Source organism: Muribacter muris (assembly GCF_001038205.1).
Taxonomy (GTDB): Bacteria; Pseudomonadota; Gammaproteobacteria; order Enterobacterales; family Pasteurellaceae; genus Muribacter; species Muribacter muris.
The window spans coordinates 1-22,505 of record NZ_JWIZ01000021.1 but is presented as its reverse complement, the minus strand read 5'-3'; the positions used below and the strand labels follow the sequence as shown (position 1 = coordinate 22,505).

General features: G+C 45.1%; 17 protein-coding genes. 9 read left to right on the top strand and 8 right to left on the bottom strand.

Annotated features, from left to right (window positions below):
- Positions 1–60 precede the first annotated feature (60 nt).
- Together metJ and RO21_RS03745 are read right to left on the bottom strand one after the other, a co-directional pair.
- Complete coding sequence (gene metJ / locus RO21_RS03750; protein ID WP_047976457.1) at positions 61–378, bottom strand: met regulon transcriptional regulator MetJ; 318 nt, start codon at positions 376–378, stop codon at positions 61–63.
- Between the two features lie 108 nt (positions 379–486).
- Positions 487–1,416: an arginase family protein gene (locus tag RO21_RS03745; protein WP_047976456.1), complete on the bottom strand. Its 930-nt coding sequence runs from the start codon at positions 1,414–1,416 to the stop codon at positions 487–489.
- 450 nt (positions 1,417–1,866) lie between these two features.
- Here RO21_RS03745 and rnr point away from each other — a divergent pair, with 450 nt between their 5' ends.
- On the top strand, positions 1,867–4,203 hold the full coding sequence (gene rnr / locus RO21_RS03740) for a ribonuclease R (protein WP_047976455.1): 2,337 nt from the start codon (positions 1,867–1,869) through the stop codon (positions 4,201–4,203).
- Between the two features lie 275 nt (positions 4,204–4,478).
- Here rnr and ilvM read toward each other — a convergent pair whose 3' ends face one another.
- Together ilvM and ilvG are read right to left on the bottom strand one after the other, a co-directional pair.
- A complete protein-coding gene (gene ilvM, locus RO21_RS03735) occupies positions 4,479–4,697 on the bottom strand; it encodes an acetolactate synthase 2 small subunit (RefSeq protein ID WP_047976454.1) in 219 nt (72 codons plus the stop codon).
- A 1-nt stretch (position 4,698) separates the two neighbouring features.
- Positions 4,699–6,348: an acetolactate synthase 2 catalytic subunit gene (ilvG, locus tag RO21_RS03730; protein WP_047976453.1), complete on the bottom strand. Its 1,650-nt coding sequence runs from the start codon at positions 6,346–6,348 to the stop codon at positions 4,699–4,701.
- A 197-nt stretch (positions 6,349–6,545) separates the two neighbouring features.
- Here ilvG and RO21_RS03725 point away from each other — a divergent pair, with 197 nt between their 5' ends.
- Entirely contained in the window at positions 6,546–7,103 is a 558-nt protein-coding gene (locus RO21_RS03725; RefSeq protein WP_047976452.1) for a GNAT family N-acetyltransferase, read from the top strand.
- Here RO21_RS03725 and RO21_RS03720 read toward each other — a convergent pair.
- The gene (locus tag RO21_RS03720) at positions 7,077–7,961 is read right to left on the bottom strand and encodes an NAD(+) kinase (protein WP_047976451.1); all 885 of its coding nucleotides are present in this window, start codon (positions 7,959–7,961) and stop codon (positions 7,077–7,079) included. The genes RO21_RS03725 and RO21_RS03720 overlap by 27 nt on opposite strands.
- Positions 7,962–8,115: 154 nt before the next feature.
- On the opposite strand from RO21_RS03720, the gene RO21_RS03715 reads away from it, so the two are divergent.
- The 4 genes from RO21_RS03715 to RO21_RS03700 all read left to right on the top strand — a co-directional run bounded on the left by RO21_RS03715 (position 8,116) and on the right by RO21_RS03700 (position 13,649).
- Complete coding sequence (locus RO21_RS03715; RefSeq protein ID WP_047976466.1) at positions 8,116–10,059, top strand: ABC transporter ATP-binding protein; 1,944 nt, start codon at positions 8,116–8,118, stop codon at positions 10,057–10,059.
- Positions 10,060–10,386: 327 nt separating this feature from the next.
- On the top strand, positions 10,387–11,445 hold the full coding sequence (gene galT, locus RO21_RS03710; protein WP_047976450.1) for a galactose-1-phosphate uridylyltransferase: 1,059 nt from the start codon (positions 10,387–10,389) through the stop codon (positions 11,443–11,445).
- Between the two features lie 10 nt (positions 11,446–11,455).
- Complete coding sequence (galK, locus tag RO21_RS03705; protein WP_047976449.1) at positions 11,456–12,622, top strand: galactokinase; 1,167 nt, start codon at positions 11,456–11,458, stop codon at positions 12,620–12,622.
- Positions 12,623–12,641: 19 nt separating this feature from the next.
- A complete protein-coding gene (locus RO21_RS03700; protein WP_277619728.1) occupies positions 12,642–13,649 on the top strand; it encodes a galactose-1-epimerase in 1,008 nt (335 codons plus the stop codon).
- Between the two features lie 50 nt (positions 13,650–13,699).
- Here the strand turns inward: RO21_RS03700 and RO21_RS03695 are convergent, their stop codons facing one another.
- The gene (locus RO21_RS03695; protein ID WP_047976447.1) at positions 13,700–14,221 is read right to left on the bottom strand and encodes a porin family protein; all 522 of its coding nucleotides are present in this window, start codon (positions 14,219–14,221) and stop codon (positions 13,700–13,702) included.
- Between the two features lie 155 nt (positions 14,222–14,376).
- Here RO21_RS03695 and RO21_RS03690 point away from each other — a divergent pair, with 155 nt between their 5' ends.
- Positions 14,377–15,981 carry a DNA recombination protein RmuC gene (locus RO21_RS03690; RefSeq protein WP_047976446.1) on the top strand — a complete coding sequence of 535 codons (1,605 nt, stop codon included), beginning with the start codon at positions 14,377–14,379 and terminating at the stop codon, positions 15,979–15,981.
- Between the two features lie 217 nt (positions 15,982–16,198).
- Here the strand turns inward: RO21_RS03690 and alr are convergent, their stop codons facing one another.
- On the bottom strand, positions 16,199–17,323 hold the full coding sequence (gene alr / locus RO21_RS03685) for an alanine racemase (RefSeq protein ID WP_047976445.1): 1,125 nt from the start codon (positions 17,321–17,323) through the stop codon (positions 16,199–16,201).
- A gap of 121 nt (positions 17,324–17,444) precedes the next feature.
- Between alr and RO21_RS03680 the strand changes: the two genes are divergently transcribed.
- Positions 17,445–18,365, top strand: coding sequence for an SPFH domain-containing protein (locus RO21_RS03680; RefSeq protein WP_047976444.1), 921 nt, complete (start codon positions 17,445–17,447; stop codon positions 18,363–18,365).
- 22 nt (positions 18,366–18,387) lie between these two features.
- Positions 18,388–18,828 carry an NfeD family protein gene (locus tag RO21_RS03675; protein WP_047976443.1) on the top strand — a complete coding sequence of 147 codons (441 nt, stop codon included), beginning with the start codon at positions 18,388–18,390 and terminating at the stop codon, positions 18,826–18,828.
- Positions 18,829–18,960: 132 nt separating this feature from the next.
- Here RO21_RS03675 and RO21_RS12400 read toward each other — a convergent pair whose 3' ends face one another.
- Positions 18,961–22,461 carry an Ig-like domain-containing protein gene (locus RO21_RS12400; RefSeq protein ID WP_206539765.1) on the bottom strand — a complete coding sequence of 1,167 codons (3,501 nt, stop codon included), beginning with the start codon at positions 22,459–22,461 and terminating at the stop codon, positions 18,961–18,963.
- Between the last annotated feature and the right edge of the window lie 44 nt (positions 22,462–22,505).

Here is a 22,505-nt window from a genome sequence, read left to right as displayed (position 1 = left end):
CCCATAAATTTTTAGGTTTTAAAAAATCCCCATACAAACGGGGACAGAAATTATAATAAATTAATATTGCCAATTATCAGGGTCGATGCCCATTGAACGCATTTGTTGTTTGGCTTCTTCCGGAATTTCATCATTGCGTTCTTTCATTAAATCATCGTCAGTCGGCAACGGCTGACCGGTAAACGCGTGCAAAAAGGCTTCGCATAACAGCTCGCTATTTGTGGCGTGGCGAAGATTTTTAATTTGGCGGCGTGTGCGTTCATTGGTTAAAATTTCCAACACTTTAATCGGAATGGATACCGTAATTTTCTTCACTTGCTCGCTTTTCTTGCCGTGCTCTGCGTAAGGGCTAATATATTCACCGTTCCAATCTGCCATTTTATCTTCCTAATGCTAATAAAAAACGGGCGTTATTTTAATCAAAACGCCACGTTTTCGCAATCTAGACGGCTAGATTTCTAACTCATAAAATGCTTATTGCACACTTTACTGCCCAACCGACCGCTTGCAACACTGGACGGCAAATTTAAACAGGCGGTAAACCCGTTCATAATCTTGCGAGTTTGCCGAAAGCGTCGGGTTCAGCTCGGTGATTTCAAACATTGCCAGTTTAGGTGAACCAAGCACCGCTTGCAAAATCTGTACCACTTCCTGCTCACGAAAACCGTTCGGTTCGGGTGTGCCGGTACACGGAATTAACTCGGCGTCTAACGCATCGACATCAAAGGTAACATAAAGCAAATCCACTGCTTCAAATTGCTGCGCAACCATCTTCAACACGTTATCCAGCCCGATGTGGCGAATATCTTCTACCGAAAAGTGGGGAATAGAGTGCTCGGAAAGTAGGGCTTTTTCCGCCGCTTCGTAACTGCGTAGCCCCAAAAAGCAGAGATCCGAAAGTTGAATCCCACGGCTGTCGGGCGCAAGTTGTTTCAGTTGCTGCCACAGGCCCTGCACCATTTCGCTCGGCTGACGGCTCTGGGCAGCTAAATTATCTTGGCGGGTAACGGCGGCTAACGACATTCCGTGCAAATTGCCTGACGGCGTGGTAAAAGGTGTGTGCAGATCGCAATGGGCATCAATCCAAACAACGCCTATCCACTTGTCAGGGTTGGCTCGGCACAAGGCGGACAAAGTTGCAATCGCATTGGAATGATCGCCGCTGATTACAATTGGCAATGCCGCTTGAGCGATTATTTCGCTTAACGGCGGCACAACCTGTCGGCGAAAGAACTGGCAGAGCGTATCAATATATTTCGCCTCCGCAAATTTGTAATCGCTCACCGTCTGCAAACTGAAACGATGCGAGGGCGTTTCGCCGTATTCCTGCTGATAGCGCGCCCAAAGCCAATCTACGCCTGCCGTTGTGCCGATTTTCCCCGCCCCAATCTCGGAACGGATTTGAATAAATTTCATCGCAAAGCCCTCTCTTAACGAAAACGCACGCATTGTGGCAATAAATATCGCAAAAACCAACTTAATTGTTTTATTTTTGTTGAATTTGTTATTTTATTGTGAACAACATCACAAATTCAGCCAACCATTTCGCCAATTTGGGTAAAAATGACGAGATTACTTCGCAAGACAACGTAAAGTCGGCACAAGCAGGTCATTTCACGAGAAAATTTGCAAACGCTATTTTCTCTGCAAATACCGGATAGTGCTGTGATTTTGCAAACAAAGGCTCTCAATCGACCGCTTGTAGCTTGTCGGGAAAACTTTTCGTACAAGTGCGGTTTGGTGTGTTAGAATACGAGATGTCATCAAATTGACATATTTAGCCTCTATCCTAGCATCAATGTGCTAGCGTCAGTTTTCCATTTCACATTCCAACAAATACTATTCAATACATTTTAGAGAGAGATAATGAAACAAGATCCAAACTATCAACAAGAATTAGAAAAATACGATAACCCCGTCCCTAGTCGGGAATTTATTTTGCAAACCATTCGGGAATATGATGCGCCAATGAGTAAAGAGGAATTGCTTGCCGCTTTTCAAATTCACGATGAAGCACGCCAAGAGGCCATTCGCCGCCGTTTACGAGCAATGGAAACGGCAGGGCAATTAGTGTTTACCAAACGCCGCCGTTACGCCTTGCCGGAAAAAATGGATTTACTCAAAGGTTCGGTTATCGGGCATCGGGATGGCTACGGTTTTTTACAAGTGGAAGGCGATGACGATTGGTTTATCCCAAACGGGCAAATGGTACGGGTGATGCACGGTGATTTTGTGCTGGCTCAACCCAACGGGGTCGATCGACGTGGGCGTAAGGAAGTGCGGATTGTACGGGTGCTGGAATCCCGTAAAAAACAAATTGTCGGGCGCTTTTTTACCGAGTCGGGCATCAATTATGTTGTGCCGGACGACAGTCGGATTAACCAAGATATTTTAATTCCGGAGGAACACCGCCTCGGTGCGAGAATGGGGCAAGTCGTGGTGGTGGAATTGCAGCCACGCCAAGCGGATTTTAAACGCCCTGTCGGGTTTATCACCGAAATTTTAGGCGATAATCTTGCGCCCGGAATGGAAGTTGAGATTGCATTACGCAATCACAATATTCCGCATAGTTGGCCGGAAGGTGTGGAAAAGCAGGTGCGTCAATTTTCGGAAGAGGTACCGGAGGAGGCAAAACAGGGGAGAGTCGATCTTCGCCACTTACCGTTAATTACGATTGACGGCGAAAGTGCACGGGATTTTGACGACGCCGTTTTCTGTCAAAAAGAGGATAAGGGCTGGCGATTATGGGTGGCAATTGCCGATGTGAGCTATTACGTCCGTCCTAAAACGGCGCTCGATCTTGAGGCACAACAGCGGGGTAACTCGGTTTACTTTCCAAATCGGGTGATTCCGATGCTGCCGGAAATTTTGTCAAACGGGCTATGTTCTCTCAACCCGCAAGTCGATCGGCTCTGCTTAGTTGCCGAAATACAAATCTCGCCTAAAGGTACGCTCACCGATTTCCGTTTTTACGAAGCAGTGATGAACTCCCACGCTCGTTTAACCTATACGAAAGTCGCCAATATTCTCAACGGCGATGAAACCCTGCGGGAGCGTTATTTTTATCTAGTGCCTCATTTGGATACCTTGCATCAAATGTATCAAACCTTGGTCGAAACCCGTCAAAAGCGGGGAGCGATTGAGTTTGAAACGGTTGAAAGCCAGTTTATTTTTAATCCGCAAGGCAGAATTGAGCGTATTGAACCGCTGATCCGCAACGATGCCCATAAAATCATCGAAGAATGTATGATTTTAGCCAATATTGCAGCGGCACGTTTTGTCGAAGAAGCGGATGAGCCGGCATTATTCCGTATTCACGCCCAACCTAGCGAAGAAAAACTCACCGGCTTTAAACTGTTTCTCAAAGAGTGCGGGCTGACATTAGACGGCGGGCTGACGCCCACGCCGAAAGATTATGCCAAGTTGTTAGACGCGATACGGGAACGCCCTGATCGAGAATTGATCCAAACAATGCTGTTACGATCTCTAAAACAGGCGGTCTATTCACCGGAAAACGAAGGACATTTCGGCTTGGCGCTGACCCAATACGCCCATTTTACCTCGCCGATTCGCCGCTATCCCGATTTACTGCTGCACCGTTCGATTAAGTATTTGATTGAAAAGCAAAAAGGCAATACTCGCTACTACACGGACGGCGGCGGTTATCACTATAAATTTGAGGATATGCAACAATTTGGCGAAAAATGCTCGGCAACGGAACGGCGTGCGGACGAGGCAACCCGTGAAGTCGCCGATTGGCTCAAATGCGAATATATGCAGGATCATATCGGGCAAGCCTTTGACGGGGTCATTTCAAGCGTTACCGGCTTCGGTTTATTTGTAAAACTCAATGAATTGTTAATTGACGGGCTAGTCCACATCTCCACCTTGGATAACGGCTATTATCATTTTGATAATGAACGGCAACGGCTGGTTGGCGCTAACGGAATGATGTATCGATTGGGCGATCCGGTAAACGTTAAAGTGATCGGAGTGAATTTAGACGATAAAAAAATCGACTTTGCCCTAATTACTAGCCTGCGTAAGCCAAAAAGCGAGGGCAAAACCGCTAAGCAGAAAGCCAAAAAAGCCGTTGCTGTTTTTAAGGAAGTCGCCACCATTAAGCCGAAAAAAGCTAAAACAGCACACAAAGTGGGGACGAAGAAAGCGAAAAAATCCGGCACAAAAACCAAGAAAAAATAACAGTTTCCCAAGAAAAAGGACGCTCGGTCGAGCGTCCTTTACTTTGAGACAATTACGGAATTTTGTACATTTTCGGTATTATGTAGCAAATGCACAAAAATAGACATTTTAACAGAATGTAGAGGCACACTGCGTGTGTCCTTTATAAAAATCAAATTATTTCAATAGGTTAAAATCTGGACATACGCAGTGTGTCCCTACAAGTGAACAAAAAACAAATTTGTGCAACTGCTACATAATATTGCACATTTTATTCAACAACTCACCGCTTGCCGTTACTGAATGTCCATTACATCGGGCAGTTTGATGAGCTGATGCACTAATAATGATCTATCTCGTTCGCTCTGCACGGTTACCTGAACCGTTACACGATTTTCATCGATTTCCGCCGTTAAATGGCACACTTCAAATCCACGGTGGCGGATCACTCTCAGCAAACGCTCCAGCACTTCAGGGCGTTTGTTCGCTTTAATCTCTAATTGATAACGCTGCATTTTATTCCTCCAACATATCCGCATTACACGCATTCGGCGGCACGAGCGGCCACACATTTTCTTCCTGCGGAATACAAATATGCAATAAGTAAGCTGACGGGCTGTTCAGCAGTCGATCTAACGCAGCACTGACTTCGCTGCCCTTTTCGATCCGTTCCGCCGCAATACCGAACGCCGATGCCAACACAACGAAATCCGGATTATCATCTAAAATCGTCTGGCTGAAACGGGCATTGAAAAAGAGGTTTTGCCACTGGCGTACCATTCCTAGCCGTTGATTATCCAGCAACACAATTTTAATCGGCGTATTTGCCCGCCCAAGTGTGCCAAGCTCTTGAATATTCATCATAATTGAGCCATCGCCGGTTACCACAATCACTTCGGCGTCCGGACGCGCTTTTTTCGCCCCGATCGCCGCCGGCAAACCAAATCCCATTGTGCCGAAGCCTGCGGAAGTGATGAAATTAGTCGGCGCATAATGCTTAATATGCTGTGCCGACCACATTTGGTGCTGTCCGACATCGGTAACAATAATCGCATTATGCGGATCTTTTTTCTCAGAGAGGGTATTAAGCAGCCACCACGGGTTAATCGGATCATCACCGCTATTTTGCTGATATTGAACATCAAATTGCTGCTTGAGTCGGGTAACGTGGGCTTGCCATTCACCGATATTCAACGGGATCGACAAGGCTTGGAAAGCCTGCACCAAATCCCCTTGCAAAGCAATGTCCGGACGGCGTAATTTGCCCAGTTCGGCAATATCAATATCGCAATGAATGACTTTAGCATTCGGGGCAAACTCGCTCAATTTACCGGTAACCCGATCATCAAAACGTGCGCCGAACACCAATAATAAATCTGCTTCTTGCGTTGCAAGGTTTGCCGCTTTTGTGCCGTGCATTCCGATCATACTCATATAGTACGGGGTATCGGCAGGAATTGCTCCCAGCCCTTTCAGGGTGGACACGCTCGGAATTTGGGTGATCGCTAAAAACTGACGCAATGCCGGCTCGGCATTCGCCATTCCCACCCCGCCCCCGACATAGACAATCGGTTTTGTCGATTTTTGCAGTAATTCGACCGCTTGTTGTAACTTCTCGGCACTTAAAGCCGCCGGTTTATCAAGAGGTAAAACAATCGGCGAGGCTTGGGTTTGTGCCAACTGAATATCACGGGGAATATCAATCAGTACAGGGCCGGGGCGACCGCTTTGGGCAATTTGGAACGCTTTGGCGATAATCTCCGGCAGTTCATCAATCGTTTGCACAATAAAGCTGTGCTTGGTACAGGCTAAAGACAGCCCCAATACATCCGCTTCCTGAAAACCGTCCGTGCCAATCAAATGACTGGCGACCTGTCCGGTAATCGCCACTACCGGAATCGAATCCATCAGTGCATCGCCCAAGGCGGTAATTAGATTTGCCGCCCCCGGACCGGAAGTCGCAATGCACACTCCCACTGTTTTATTGGCTCTGGCATAGCCGATAGCCGCCATTCCCGCCCCTTGCTCGTGGCGGCATAAAAGATGCTCCAAACCGGAATCATAAATGGCATCATAAGTCGGCATAATCGCCCCGCCCGGATAACCAAACACCGTGGTTACACCGTGGGCTTTAAGGCACTCAACCGTTAATTTTGCACCGTTCATAATGTTGTGTCCTATTCATTCTATTTATAATAAGCGTGAAAGTTATTGATAACATAAATTCACAGGCTTTTGAACTCTTTCCCTCGTATTTCTCACACTTTTGCCGAAATAAGCGATAAAACCCACGAAAATTGATTTTATTTTCATCAGTTTGGTGATAAGGTGAAACGCTTCTTCAATCTATTCAGGGCAAAAAGATGATCCAAACACTCCCCGATACACTTGTAGTAACTGCCGATACTCGCTTAGAAAAACTGCATAGTCGGCACGCCGCTTCACTTTTCCAACAGATTGATCGCCATCGTGATTATCTTTGCCAATTTGTGAACTGGACGCCGTTCAATACGCAATTAAGCGATACAACGCTGTTCGTCAAAAAATGCGAGCAGGAAGCCGAACAGGGTATCGGTTATGTGTGGGCGATTTGTGTCGAAGGGCAGGCAGTCGGCACGCTCAGTTTTAATCCGACAATTGATTGGCAAAACCGAACGGCACATATCGGCTATTGGCTTTCGCCGACTTATCAAGGGCGGGGGATTGTCAGCCAAGGCGTGATAAGGCTGATTGAAGCAACCAAAATCCATTTCAGTTGCTATATACTCAAATGTGCAGTGCATAATCTCCGCAGCAATCAAGTGGCAAAACGTTGCGGGTTTGAGTGGATTGGGCAGCAGGAAAACGCAGAGCAAATCGGCGAGGTGCTTTATGCACAGAATATTTATCAACGGCTAGAAGAGTTTGCTCAACCAACCTAATTTTGAGCCTAACACATTGAAATAGTTATAATCTTTGAGATGTAGCAACTTCAGCTTGTCGGGGCTTTTCTGCACAATAATGCGATCTTGGGTTTCAAACGGCAACAGATGCTGACTATCGCAGCTCATCACCAAATTCGGCTGATTATATTGAGCGAAACGCAGCGAAATCACACTGTCGCCGTCCACTACGAGAGGGCGGGAAGAGAGGCTGTGCGGGTTCATTGGTACAAGGGCAATCGCATTCATATTCGGCGTTAAAATCGGCCCGCCCGCTGACAGTGAGTAGGCAGTTGAGCCGGTCGGCGTGGCGATAATTAACCCGTCCGAGCGTTGCGAAAACGCAAAACGCCCATCAATATACACTTCAAAATCAATGGTGCGGGCAATTTGACTGGAGTGCAGCACCACTTCGTTAAGGGCATTATTCGATTCAATCACCTTGCCGTTACGTTCAATGCGGGCATCAAGCAAAAAGCGATCTTCAATCATAAACTCGCCCCGTTCTAAGCAGCTATGCAGTTGCTCAAAAGCGGTTTGAGGGGCAATATCCGTCAGAAATCCCAAATTGCCCCGATTGATACCAATGAGCGGCACACGGTATTTTGCCAACTGGCGGGCAATGCCTAGCATATTGCCGTCGCCGCCGATCACGATCACCAAATCCGCCCATTCGCCGATCTCATTGATACTGGTCGCATTCGGCAGCTCAAGCTGTTGGGCGATTTTCGCTTCCACTAACACATTATATTGCCTATCTTTCAACCAGTTATACACTGCCAAATGGGTTTGCAACGCAATGTCGTGGCGGGGCTTGCCGACAATGGCAATGGTTTGGAATTTACGATTTTCGGTCATCACAAGCTGCTCAAAGAAAAAGTCGGCTATATGGTAGTATGCAATCTTCGGTTTGTCTAAGAAAATTATTGTAAAGTTTTCCGCTTAACCGACCGCTTACAAGCGGCGGGAAACCTGCTAAAATTTGCAAATTATTCATTATTTCATAAATATTATGGCTCTGATTAACCTTTCTCACGCCTATCTTGGCTTTGGCGACCACCCACTACTCGATCACACCGAACTGCATATTGAATCGGGCGAACGTGTGTGCTTGGTCGGACGCAACGGTGCGGGCAAATCCACCCTGATGAAAGTGCTGGCAGGCGAAGTGCAACTGGACGACGGCAAATTGGTATTTGAAAAAGATATTGTCGTAACCCGTCTTGAGCAAGATCCGCCCCGCCATATCGAAGACAGCGTGTTTGATTACGTCGCCGAAGGCATCGCCCATTTAGCCGATCTGCTAAAGCAATATCACCATATTTCGCAGCAAATGCAGACCGATTACAGCGAAATACTGATGACCCGCCTCGCCGATATTCAAGCACAGCTCGAACACGCCAACGGCTGGCAATTTGAAAACCGCATTCAAGATACGCTCAAACGGCTAGAACTTGATCCCGAAAAACGTTTGTGCGAACTCTCTGGCGGTTGGGTACGCCGTGCCGCACTCGCGCGAGCGTTGGTTGCCGATCCCGATGTACTCTTGCTGGACGAGCCGACCAACCACTTGGATATTGATGCGATTGCGTGGCTGGAAGATTTATTGCTGGATTTCAAAGGGGCGATCATTTTTATTTCCCACGACCGTGCTTTTATTCGCAAAATGGCAACCCGTATTGTCGATCTCGATCGCGGAAAATTAGTTTCTTATCCAAGTAACTACGATAAATATCTCGTTGCCAAAGCGGAAGATTTACGGGTTGAAGCGTTACAAAACGAACTATTTGATAAAAAGCTCGCCCAAGAAGAAGTGTGGATTCGACAAGGCATCAAAGCCCGCCGCACCCGTAACGAAGGGCGGGTTCGCGCCTTAAAAGCCCTGCGGGAAGAAAGACGCAACCGCCGAGAAGTTCAAGGTACGGCAAAAATTCAACTCGATCACACTTCTCGTTCCGGCAAAATTGTGTTTGAATTAGACAATGCAAGCTACGAAATCGGCGGCAAAACGCTGCTCAAAAATTTCACTACCACGATTTTGCGAGGCGATAAAATCGCTTTCATCGGCGCAAACGGCATCGGCAAAACCACCCTGATTAAACTCTTGCTCGGCGAAATCCAACCGACCGCCGGCACAGTACGCTGCGGCACAAAATTGGAAGTGGCTTACTTTGACCAATACCGTGCCGAGCTTGATCCCGAAAAAAGCGTAATGGACAACGTGGCAGACGGCAAGCAAGATGTCGAGATCAACGGCGTAAAACGCCACGTTCTCGGCTATTTACAGGACTTTTTATTCCCGCCGAAACGGGCAATGACGCCGGTTAAAGCCCTATCCGGCGGCGAGCGTAACCGTTTATTGCTGGCAAAATTACTGCTCAAACCGAATAATTTATTAATTTTGGACGAACCGACCAACGATCTTGATGTGGAAACCTTGGAATTGCTTGAAGAGATGTTGAGCGATTATCAAGGCACACTGCTTGTCGTCAGCCACGACCGACAATTTGTGGATAACACCGTTACCGAATGTTTTATGTTTGAAGGCAACGGCATAGTCAATAAATATGTCGGCGGCTATTTTGATGCTAAACAGCAGCAGGAAAATTACTTCGCCGCTCAAGCTCAAAACAAGCGGGCAGATAGCGAGAAAATCTTGCAAAAAACTGCGGAAAACCCACCGCTTGTTGCTGTCGCAAAAGCCAAAGAAACGCCTAAAAAGGTGAAACTATCCTATAAAGAACAGCGGGAATTGGAGGCGTTACCGACACAAATGGAACAGTTAGAAGCCGAGATTGAAAGCCTGCAACAAGAGGTTAATCGTGCCGATTTCTTCAGCCAAACGCCCGCTTACACCCAAGTGCAACTGCAAAAACTGGCGGAAGCGGAAATGGCACTGGAACAGGCATTTGAACGTTGGGAAATGCTTGAAAATATCAAAAACGGCAATCTCTAACCCAACCAATATGATTGCTCTACTGCCCATAATATCGCATAAAATGCCGATATTATGGGCAGTTGCATCGGGCTAAAGATTGCGCAGTAGCTGGGGGCACAAGGCTTGTGCCCGTTATCATCTTTTGGTCTTGCCTGATCACCAGCGTTCCTACAATGATATTGAAAGGTCTATTTGTGCGTTTAATCCATAACATCGCCTAATCTCTTTCCAAACCGACCGCCTGTTGTGGTGGAATTTCTTGCGGTTTTGTGATCTCGCTCACACAATCTTTATCTGCCTTTGGTTATACTCTCCCCATTTCAATTAAAACTTAAAGAGCGTATTATGAGCGAAGCCTTTATCCTCAACGATCACCCTCACCGCCGTTTTAACCCATTGAAAAATCAATGGATTCTCGTTTCGCCCCATCGGGCAAAACGCCCGTGGCAAGGGCAGCAAGAAACACCAGTGCAAGACGAAAAGCCCAGTTACGATCCGAGCTGTTACCTCTGCCCCGGTAATAAACGCATCACCGGCGAGCAAAATCCGGCGTATCAAAAGCCTTTTGTTTTCCGCAACGATTTCTCTGCCTTATTACCGGATACCCCTGCCCCGAGTAGCCACGATGATCCGCTGTTCAAATGTGCGCACGCTCAAGGCGAAAGTAGGGTGATCTGTTTTTCCCCCGATCACAGCAAAACCTTGCCGTTATTAAGCAATACCGAAATTGAGCAAGTCATTCAAACGTGGCAAATGCAAGCTAATGAGTTGGGCGAGCGTTACCGCTGGGTACAAATTTTTGAAAATAAAGGGGAAATGATGGGGTGTTCCAATCCTCACCCTCACGGGCAAATTTGGGCAAGCAATTTTCTCCCGAATGAATTAGCCATTGAAGACCAATGCCAAGCGGACTATTTCGCCCAATATCAATCGCCGCTATTACTCGACTATGCCCAGCGGGAATTACAATTAAAAGAGCGGATTGTCGTAGAAACGGCGGATTGGATCGCTGTTGTACCTTATTGGGCAAGCTGGCCGTTTGAAACGCTATTACTGCCGAAAGCAAAGCAGTTCACCTCTATCACGCAATTAAATCAAGCGGAACGCGCCGATTTTGCCTTAGCATTAAAAAAACTAACCACCCGCTACGATAACCTATTTAACATCAGCTTTCCGTATTCAATGGGGCTTCATTTCGCCCCTTTCCATCAATCCGAACAATCTCACTGGCAACTGCACGCGCATTTTTATCCGCCGCTGTTACGCTCGGCGACCGTGCGTAAGTTTATGGTTGGCTATGAAATGATGGCGGAATCACAACGGGATCTTACCCCCGAACAAGCCGCCGAACGCCTACTTGCCGTCAGCCAAGACATTCACTATAAACACACTACTGCGTTATAAAGGGATTATTATGACTTCAACCACTTCTCCAATCATCGCTTCAAATACGGCTTTCGAGCAACATTTTGGCTACCCCGCACAGAAAACGGTTTTTGCACCGGGGCGGGTAAATATTATCGGGGAACATACCGATTACAATGATGGCTTTGTGATGCCCTGCGCGATTAACTACGGAATGGCGGTCAGTTTTAGCCCACGAGACGATAGTATTTGGCGGGTCTATGCTATTGATATTCACGAAACGGACGCTTTTGATATTAAAAAACCGCTTCCCCACAGCGAAGATAAATGGAAAAACTATGTGCGGGGGGTGATCCACTATATTCAAGCCCGTTGCCCTGAATTTGTACAGGGAGCGGATATTGCTATGACGAGTAACGTGCCGATGTCATCGGGGTTAAGTTCATCGGCGGCACTTGAAATTGCGATCGGCAAGACCTGCCAAGTGCTAGGCGATCTGTCGCTCTCTTTGACCGAGATTGCCCTCATCGGTCAGCAAGCTGAAAATCAGTTTGTCGGCGCAAACTGCGGCAATATGGATCAGCTCACTTCGGCACTGGGTCAGAAAGATCATTTAATAATGATTGACTGCCGTTCCCTTGAGATTACGCCAACGTCCGTGCCGCAAGGCTATGCGATTGCGATCATCAATTCCAATGTCAAACACGATTTGGTAACAGGCGAATACAATAGCCGCCGTCAAGAGTGTGAAATCGCTGCCCAATTCTTTGGGGCGAACGCCTTACGAGATGTCAGCCCCGAACAATTTAGCGAACGGGCATCGGCACTACAACAATTTAATGAACTGGCTTACAAACGAGCCAAACACGTTATCAGCGAAAATCATCGGGTCTTAGCTGCCGCTGATGCCCTCAAATCAGGAGATATGCAAACACTCGGCACACTAATGGCAGCATCACACGATTCAATGCGTGATGATTTTGAAATCACGATTCCGGAAATTGATTATTTGGCCGAACTAGCCCAAGTCGCAATCGGTAAAGACGGGGGAGCGAGAATGACCGGCGGCGGTTTCGGGGGCTGTATCGTCTGTTTAGTACCGGATCACAAGGTCGAACCGCTACGCCGCTTAATTGCGGAAAACTACCAAAAACAGACCGGTATTCAAGAAACGTTTTACCTCTGTACCGCTAGCGATGGGGTAAAACTGATCTAAGCACAGCGTAGCCTGTGCGATATTCAAAGGGGGAAAAATGAATCTCTATGTACTGGAAAATGACAGGCTAAAAATTACACTGGCGGACATCGGTGCAAGTTGGCTCTCTTGTCAGCTCACTTTAGAAAATGAAGTACGGGAACTGTTAGTCGGCACAACGCCGCAAAATTGGCATCGCCAAACGGCTTATTTCGGTGCAACCATTGGGCGTTACGCTAACCGGATCGCCCACGGGCGTTACTGTCTGAACGGTCAAACGTATCAACTGACACAAAATAACGGCAAACATCATCTGCACGGCGGCACAATGGGAGCGGATAAACAGCGCTGGCACGTTGAATACGCAACGCCACAAGCGGTCAAATTCAGCCGCATCTTTGCAAATGGTGAGGAAGGCTTTGGCGGCGAAGTTACCGCGACCGTAGAATATTGGCTGACGGATAATCAGCTCGATATTTGCTTTTATGCCGTCAGCGATCAAGACACGCCACTTTGTCTGACCAATCACGCTTATTTTAACCTCTCAAATGCCCCGACCATTCATCAGCATTTATTGCAGATCAATGCGGATGCCTACCTGCCTGTTTGCCAAGAGGGTATTCCAAACGGCACATTAAAAAGCGTGGCACAGACCGGCTTTGATTTTCGCAGTCCAAAACCGATTGGGCAGGATCTATTGCGTGATGCCGATCAGCAGTGTGTCAAAGGCTACGATCACGCTTTTTTACTTGCAAAAAAATCGGCAGATCTCGCCGCTTGTCCGCCCGATGCCGTACTCAGTGCCGATAATATCCGCCTTGAAATCCGTACCACACAACCGGCATTACAAGTTTACACCGGCAATTTCTTAAACGGGCAGCCAAATTATACTCAAGGTACTTACCCCGATTATGCGGGCGTTGCCCTTGAACCCGGCGTACTGCCCGATACGCCAAACCACCCAGAATGGCAGATATTAGGGGGCATCAGCAAAGCCGGCGAGATTTATCGCCACCATATTCAGTATCGTTTTATCACGTCCGGCTAATTTTCCTGCACAAAAAAAGAGATATTGTACTCAATCACCGCTTGTCAGACTTAAAAACGGTATGACACATTGGTGCTAAACGCATTACCCTTTAATTTTGTGCCGCTGTGTTTTAAATGACTTCTCAGGTATTCAACCCCTAGCTCAATATCGTTTGATACCGCATATTTTGCCCCTGCGCCATAGCCAATACCTTTAAAACTGCCAATATCGCCAACTTTACTGAGGCTGTAATTCACTTTCGCATAAGGCATTAAATCCGGTAACACTCGGTAGCCTTGCTCATACGCAACACTGAATTGGCTTTTCTGCTTCACATCATTAAAAATTTTCGTGCTGCCCAATTTAGCTTTCGCTTCAACCACACCAACCAACTGATCGCCGTAATCCATACCGTAATCGACCACTAAATTTGCTCCGGTTGCCTGCTTGCCTTCCAAACCGGCACTCTTATATTTAACGGTAGTCAAATCTACCCCTACTCCTAAACCACTAAAGGTTTCGCCAACGGGCGCAGCCAATACGGCATTTGAAGCTAAGAGCGTAAATACTGCTAAAGTTAATTTTTTCATAGGTTTTCTCCGAAGATTAACGAGATAAAACAAAGTGTAACGGTTCACAACCGCTAATACAAGAGAGAACGCCATTTCCACCAAAAGTTCCCCCCTTGATTTCATTTCATAAAACACACTACAATACCACTATATTTTTTTACAGTAGCAACATAATGAATAATACTATTGATCTTTGGCTTTATTTGATCATTGCCCTACTCGGCGCAACGGCACTCGTTCTATTTTTTCGCCAATCCCGCTACCAACGAGATGCGTTAGAGTTAAGCCGAGATTTAGAACTTGCCAACGGGCAGCTTGCCACCCTCTCCGAAAAGCACGAATTGCTGTCAGCACAAAAACAGCACATTGAGCAGTGGGCGGTTCAGCAACAGACCAAAGCGGAAACCACCCTTGAACGCTTAAACGAGCGGGATCTCGCTATTGCGCAGTTACAGCAAAAAATCGAACAAGCGGCAGCACAAGAAAATCAGCTTGAACACTATATCAACGAGTTAAAAGAACGCATCGGCTCGGCACAAGCAAAATCGAACAGTTTAGAGGAACAACTACATCACCAACTCTCTGTCGTTGCCGACAAAGCGCAGGAAAATCAGCATTTACATTCACAACTATTGCAAAGTCAGCAAGCTCTCACTGAAATCCGCACCACATTGGCGGAAAAGCAGACCCATTTTGAACATCAACAACAGCAGTTTTTAGAGGTTCGTCAGCAGCTCAATGTCGAGTTTCAGCATCTCGCTCAACAAATTTTAGACGAAAAGAGCAAATCCTTTGCCGAAAGTAATCAATCGGCACTCAACCTATTATTGAAGCCTTTTAAAGAGCAGATCGAAGGCTTTCAAAAACGGGTGAATGAAGTGCATTCCGAAGCGATCAAAGGCAATGCTAACTTAGAAGCGGAAATCAAACGGGTATTAGACATTGGGCTTTCAATGTCCCAAGAGGCACAAAATCTCACCTCAGCACTGAAAGGGAATAACAAAATTGCCGGAAATTGGGGCGAAGTTCAACTGGAAACCGCCTTACAAGCTGCCGGCTTGCTCAAACACGCCCACTACCTTGCCCAAGAGAGCTACAAAGATGAGGAAGGCAAACGCTTTGCGCCCGATTTTGTGGTGAAATTGCCGGACAATAAACATTTGGTGTTAGACAGCAAAGTCTCGCTGCTTGCCTACGATCAAGCGGTCAGATCCGAAGAACATTTTGCTATTTCACAAGCATTAGACGAGCATTGCCGCTCGCTCCGCCAACATATCGACGGGCTGGCTAAGAAAAATTATAGCCACCTCATCGGCATTAAAAGCCCCGACTTCGTGCTAATGTTCGTCCCGATTGAGCCGGCATACATTGAGGCGTTAAAACACGATCCGCACTTGTTCCATTACGGCTATGAACGCAATGTTATTTTAGTTTCTCACACCACCTTAATGCCTATTTTGCGTACGGTGGCAAATCTTTGGCGGATTGAACGGGGCAACAGTGAGGCTCGAGAAATCAGTGAAAAAGCGGGTGAGATTTACAATCAGGTCTGCGTGATTGCCGAACGCCTAGCCAAACTGGGCAATAGCCTTAACAGTGCCAGCAATCAATATAACCAAACCGTAACCGCTTTGGTCGGCAAGCAAGGCTTGCTAGGCAAAGTCGAACGTTTTCAACAACTTTCCAATAAAGCCAGCCAAAGCGTCCCGCAAGTTGAATTGTTGGAAACCGACTGGGATACGGCAAAACTCACAGTGATTGCGGAAAATCACGCCTAGCCGTTTACACATTTCGGGATATTACGGCATTATGTAGCAAATACACAAAAATAGAAATTTTAATAGAATGTAGGGACGCACTGCGTGCGTCCTTTATAAAAATCAAATTATTTCAATAGGTTAAAATCCGGACACACGCAGTGTGTCCCTACAAATTCAAATTTGTATCATCGCAACACAATATTGCAAATATTCGAGTGAAACTCACCGCTTGCAGTTAATCCCGATATTCCGTCAGTACCCTTGGGGTGAGTTTCGTGATCAATTCATAGTTAATCACGCCGATCGCGGCGGCAACTTCTTCAATCAGCAATTCTTCTCCCCATAAAATCACTTCATCACCGACTTTATCTTGGCTCTCTGCGCCTAAATCGACCGTCATCATATCCATTGAAACTCGTCCGACAATCGGCACTTTACGCCCGTTAATCAGCACCGGCGTGCCTTCCGGCGTATTTCTCGGATAACCATCACCATAGCCGATCGCTACCACACCGATTTTCGTATCCTTCGGACTAATCCAACCTGCACCATAGCCGACTGGCTCACCCGCGTGGTGCGTACGCACTGCAATTAAAGAAGAACATAACGTCATCACCGGTTTAAACCCCAATTCGGTAATCGGTTGTTCGTGAGGGGAAATGCCGTGCATAATAATGCCGGGACGTACCCAATCATAATGGGCATTTTGCCAATACAGAATGCCGCTTGAGGCAGCAATACTACGCTGCACATCATAAGGGCGGCATACGTCCTCAAAGGTGGCGATCTGCTTTTCCGTATAGCCTGCATCCAATTCATCTGCTCGGCTAAAATGGCTGATAAATTGAACCGATTCAACTAATGCACAGGCTTTTAAGCGTTGATAAAACGCTGCAACTTGCACAGGGTGTATGCCAAGTCGGTGCATTCCCGTGTCAATTTTCAACCAAACGGTTACCGGAAAATACAGTTTTGTTTTACGTTGCCAAAAGCCTTTCTGCTGTTCCGCCAGCCATTCATTTGCCGCCTGCTCCAGTAATTCCAACTGTTCAAAGCAATGAATTACGGTATCAAATCGGCGGGAGAGGGTTTTCAATAACTCTTCTTTATCGAAAAAACCTTCCAGTAGCACAATTTTTCCGGCATAGCCGGTTTCTTGAATCGTCAATGCCTCTTTAATGCGCGCCACGCCGAACGCATCTACCATCGGCGCTAACTGAGAGATGATCTGACTAATCCCCTGTCCGTAGGCATTTGCCTTTACCACCGCACAAATTTTGCTGTGTGGCGCAAGGGATTTGATGAGTTGCATATTATGGCGTAATGCACTGCCGTTAATTATTGCGGTTGCCGGTTTCATTATAACAAAAGGAAATGAATAATAGGTGGAATTATACGCTTAAAATATGAAAAAGCCCTAGTTATTCCGGCAAAATTGGTTATTATATCCTCGTCTATCATACTGAACTAAGGAGATAACTATGGCTGATTTTATTGGTTTCCCGATTGTTTCACTCGTTTTTGTGCTATTGGCAATCGTGGTGCTGTTTTCAACGATCAAAACCGTGCCGCAAGGCTATCACTGGACGGTTGAACGCTTCGGGCGTTATACCAAAACACTGACACCGGGGCTTAATATTGTTGTTCCGTTCATCGATCGGATCGGGCGTAAAATCAATATGATGGAGCAGGTGCTGGATATTCCGTCCCAAGAAGTGATTTCAAAAGATAACGCCAGTGTGTCGATTGATGCCGTCTGCTTTGTACAGGTTATTGATGCCAGACGTGCCGCCTATGAAGTCAATAATTTGGAACAGGCTATCGTCAATTTAACAATGACGAATATGCGTACCGTGCTAGGTTCAATGGATTTGGACGATATGCTTTCCCAACGGGATCTCATCAATGGGCGTTTGTTAGCCATTGTCGATGAAGCGACTAACATTTGGGGGGTGAAAGTTACCCGCATTGAAATCCGTGATGTCAGCCCGCCGGCAGAATTGGTGGCGGCAATGAATGCACAAATGAAAGCGGAACGAAACAAACGGGCGGATATTTTAGAAGCCGAAGGGATTCGGCAAGCCGAAATTTTACGCGCAGAAGGGGAAAAGCAATCCCGTATTCTCAAAGCCGAAGGGGAACGTCAAGAGGCATTCTTACAAGCAGAAGCCCGTGAGCGTGCCGCCGAAGCCGAGGCTAAAGCAACTCAAATGGTATCTGACGCGATTGCGAACGGTGACACGAAAGCTATCAATTACTTTATCGCTCAAAAATATACAGAAGCGATTAAAGAAATTGGGGCAGCAAACAACAGCAAAATCGTATTAATGCCGTTAGAAGCAGGTAATCTGATAGGCTCAGTCGCCGGTATTGCAGAATTACTAAAAAGCGAAAAGAAATAACCATTAAAGTGAGGACTTCATTATGGAATGGCTTTCCGGCTGGTCAGCTTGGCTGATTTTAGGCTTTATCTTACTGATTTTAGAAATCGTAATTCCGGGTGTATTTGTCGTTTGGTGGGGCTTTGCAGCGATCTTAATTGCAGGGCTGGTTACATTAATTCCCGACCTTGCATTAGCTTACCAAACTGCGGCTTTTGCAGTATTAGCCATTCTCTTTAGCGTGCTATGGTGGAAATATCAGCACAAGAAAGATATCCAAGATGATCAAGCCACCGAGCTTAACGCTCGAGATCACACAATGCTCGGCACACAAGGAAAAATCATTGAAATTTTGGAAAACGGCATTGCCCGAGGCAAATTCGGCGACACGACTTGGCGAGTAGTGGGCGAAAACCTCCATATCGGTGATCAAGTCATTGTACAAAATGTGGAAGGTATTACGTTGTTTGTCGTCACCAAATAATCTGCTAATTTTGTAAATACAAATTAAAAATCCGTCAGAGATTTCTAGACGGATTTTTTAATGAATAGAATAAGTTATTTTACTTAAACGCAACGTTCATATAACCTAATAGTCAACTTATCTCAGAATATTTTAAATAATCTCATATTGACTTTGTTCAATGACAGCCCCTTTATTTAAGGTTGCAAAATGCACACTATCTCTATTACTATCGCCATCGGCATTATAGAAGAGTTTACCATCTTCAGCATTATATTGAATATAATCACTGATGTTTTCCATTCCTTTACTAAGCGATTTGAAAATCAGAGTTGAAAGTGCAATTTTATCTCCTGCCTCAAAATCAGTAATAATATCAATATTACCATTCAATTCAGTTTGGAAGACAAAAGTGTCATTTCCTTCCCCCCCTGTGAGAATATCTGCACCTAGCCCACCAATTAAACGGTCATCGCCAGCTTCCCCAATAAGAGTATTGCCCATATTGTTTGCTATAATCACATTGTCTTGTGCATTACCTGTCGCACGTTTTGCTTCAGTACCAAGTAAAGTGAGATTTTCAACATTATCCGATAACTTGTAATCAACGAGACTGAACACTGTATCCGTACCTTCATTGACAAGTTCAATTACGGTATCCGCTTTATTATCAACAATATAACGATCATCACCGCTGCCACCATACATTGTATCAGTGCCTGTACCTCCGTCTAAGTAATCATTACCTGCACCACCTCTAATAACATCATTACCTGCACCACCTTGAATATTATTATCCGCATTGTTACCTGTTAATGTATCATCATAGTCAGAGCCAATTAAGTTTTCAATTTGCGTACCATAACCAATAAAGGCTTGATCTGTAGTATATACATTAAACTCTCGATGAGTAATCATTAACGTATTACGGAGACGATCAACCTCTTCTTTAGGGGCATTTGGGAATAACCGATCTAAATTTGCAATGACCATTTCAACGGGTAGATTAGGAGGAAAACCGGGTAGTTTGATTGCTAAGTCGTGAACAAATGAACCATTTATCTGAATATTTTCGTCTAATCCGAAATAGTTATGTTTGTTAAGAAGTTCTTTTCCCTCTACAGCGAAGTGGGATTTTAATTGATTGCCTCGATAGATCCAGGATCCAGGTGTTAGATTTACGTTTACACCTACTTTTTCATTAGATGCATCAAAAACATCGACTCCAGCTCCATCCCAAATATACAATGCACCATCATTTTCTGTAGCATTATAATCTTTAAAGCCGTAGGTATCATTCCCCTTACGGGCTTCAGGATTGACGCCATAACGATAATGTAAAGTTGCTAAATCAAATAGGCGTAATGAGCTGTAACGGCTCACTATCGTCCCTTGTTTTAACGACATCGCTCCATTGTATGACTCTACACTAAACTCTGAGGTTTCTTCATAGGCAAAGCCTTTGTTTTCGCCAGCAGGGTGGTCTAATTGCAAAGTATGCCCGATTTCGTGGATATTCGTATTGTAAGATGATGCTTTAAGTGTTGGATTATCCAGATTTGAACTCAAACTCTTGCCATTGATAGTTAAATTACCGCCAGGGGTAGCCAGACCTAATATAATATCATTATTTCTATCGTTTATTTTTGCTTTATAAACTTTAGAATCTGCATCTATTACATTTTCAACTTCTACAAACTTGATATTGACATACTTTTCGATTTCTCTATAAGCAAAACGAATAGACTCTTTTTCTCTGTCGGTATAATCAGATTCATATCCACTAATACCCGTTGCGTTCCAAGGAGTCGAATTCGCTTCCTCTGTAGTCATAAAATGATATTTAATAGTGAAAGGTGCGTTTTGATTACCTCCGATCGGATGATTACGATTAAACCCTAAACTATCAGGATAAAGTATTCCGTTAATAAAGTAAGGGAAATTATGATCCTCCTTTGTATGGTCAGTTTTTCGTTCGGCTTTTGGCACGTTTGAATGCTGAGAAACAAAAGTTGCACTGACCAAGTTTGGAGCAATATAGTTTTCGGTGTCTTTTACAGTTATTGATTTACCTGAAACAATATCCTGTGTTTCCAATATTGCAGTGACTTGGCTATGGTGATTTAACTGACTGGATTCAATATTGGTAGAAAAGGTACGATTCTCTTCTACTACAGTCGTTGTGATAATTTTATCACCAACTTGAATTTTTACAGTATCACCCGGTTTGGCATCTCCGCTCACCGTACCGCTAATCGTGGTCATATCAGTTTGTTTAACGACTTTTGAGTCTTCGACTACATTGCTTGTCAATGTAACCGATTTAACCGTAATTGCTGGACGCTCTCCACCATAAAACTCACCTTTAGGTGTCATTGTATAGCTACCATCAGTATTTTGAGTTAAGTCATAAACTACCTCAAATAGATTAATAGGATCATTTTCCGAAATGGTTGTATAAGGTAGCTCTGCCTGACTCTTACGATTGAGGAAGTTAATTTGTACCGTTTGACCATTCAATTCTGCCAATTCAATATTCGGAATATCCACATAAAACGATTTAGCTTTGCCATCAAAACCAGCGGTATATGTTTTATTGCCAATAACCACATTTACCGCACGGATCATTCGTGAATTTTGTCCCAATGCATAAATCCCATCAAATTCAACCACACCACTAATACGGCTTGTTTTAGCCAGATCAGTACTGAACGATTGACCAATTTGAGTAATATCGATTGCGACATTGAGATTTGGATCAACCTCATATTCTCTAGACGTTTCCGCCTTACCCGTTGCCAATGTTGCAGACACTCTGCGATTTTGTGCTAAAATCTGACCGCTTGCTTCCACGCTAAAACGCCCATCAGTAATCCTTGCGGCAAAGGTTTCTGTACCCACAACAACATTCACAGTCTCACCATCTTCAACATTCTTGGTGCTACCTTTTAGTGTAATTGTCTCTTTACCCTCAGTAACATTGATAAAATCATCACTCGTAATCAAATCAAGAGTAATTTCAGGGGTAAGAACCTCATAAGTAAGTTCTTGTTTGAGCGAAGATCCATTGTATGCTGGATCAATAAATATCGCTTGAACCTCTATTTTATGCTCATTCGCATTAATCAATTTTGAGGCTTTTAAGCTATAAGACCATCTATTTCCATCAACATTGACAATAAATTCTTCACCATTTAAGTGTAAACTCACTATCGCTAAGTCATCGTCTGAACCAAACTCCAATGTACCTTGAATAGTAACCATTTGATCTAGATTATTAGCATTTAAACTCACGATTGGATCAATTGTTATAGAACCAACTGTTGGTGGAATGAGATCAACTTGATATGGTCTTACAACTTCTACACCTTGAATACTCACTTTCACTTGATGATTTGTCACTAAAAGTGCGGTATCAATCACTTGGTTAAACTTACCTTCTGTTACAGTCGCTTCAAATTGCTGTGTACCAATTTCAATAACGACTTTCTCACCATCAGCAACATTACTCACCGAACCAGAAATCATAAGCTTAGATTCTTCGCTCTCCGCAATATTAACAATATCATCATCAGCAATCTCATCTAATACTATCGCAGGTTGGCGTTTTTCTTCTTCCGACTTCGGCTCTTCTGCTGGGTTCTCTTCTTCCACCTTCGGTTGAGTTTCCGCTGAATTCTCTTCTACCTCCGGCTCTT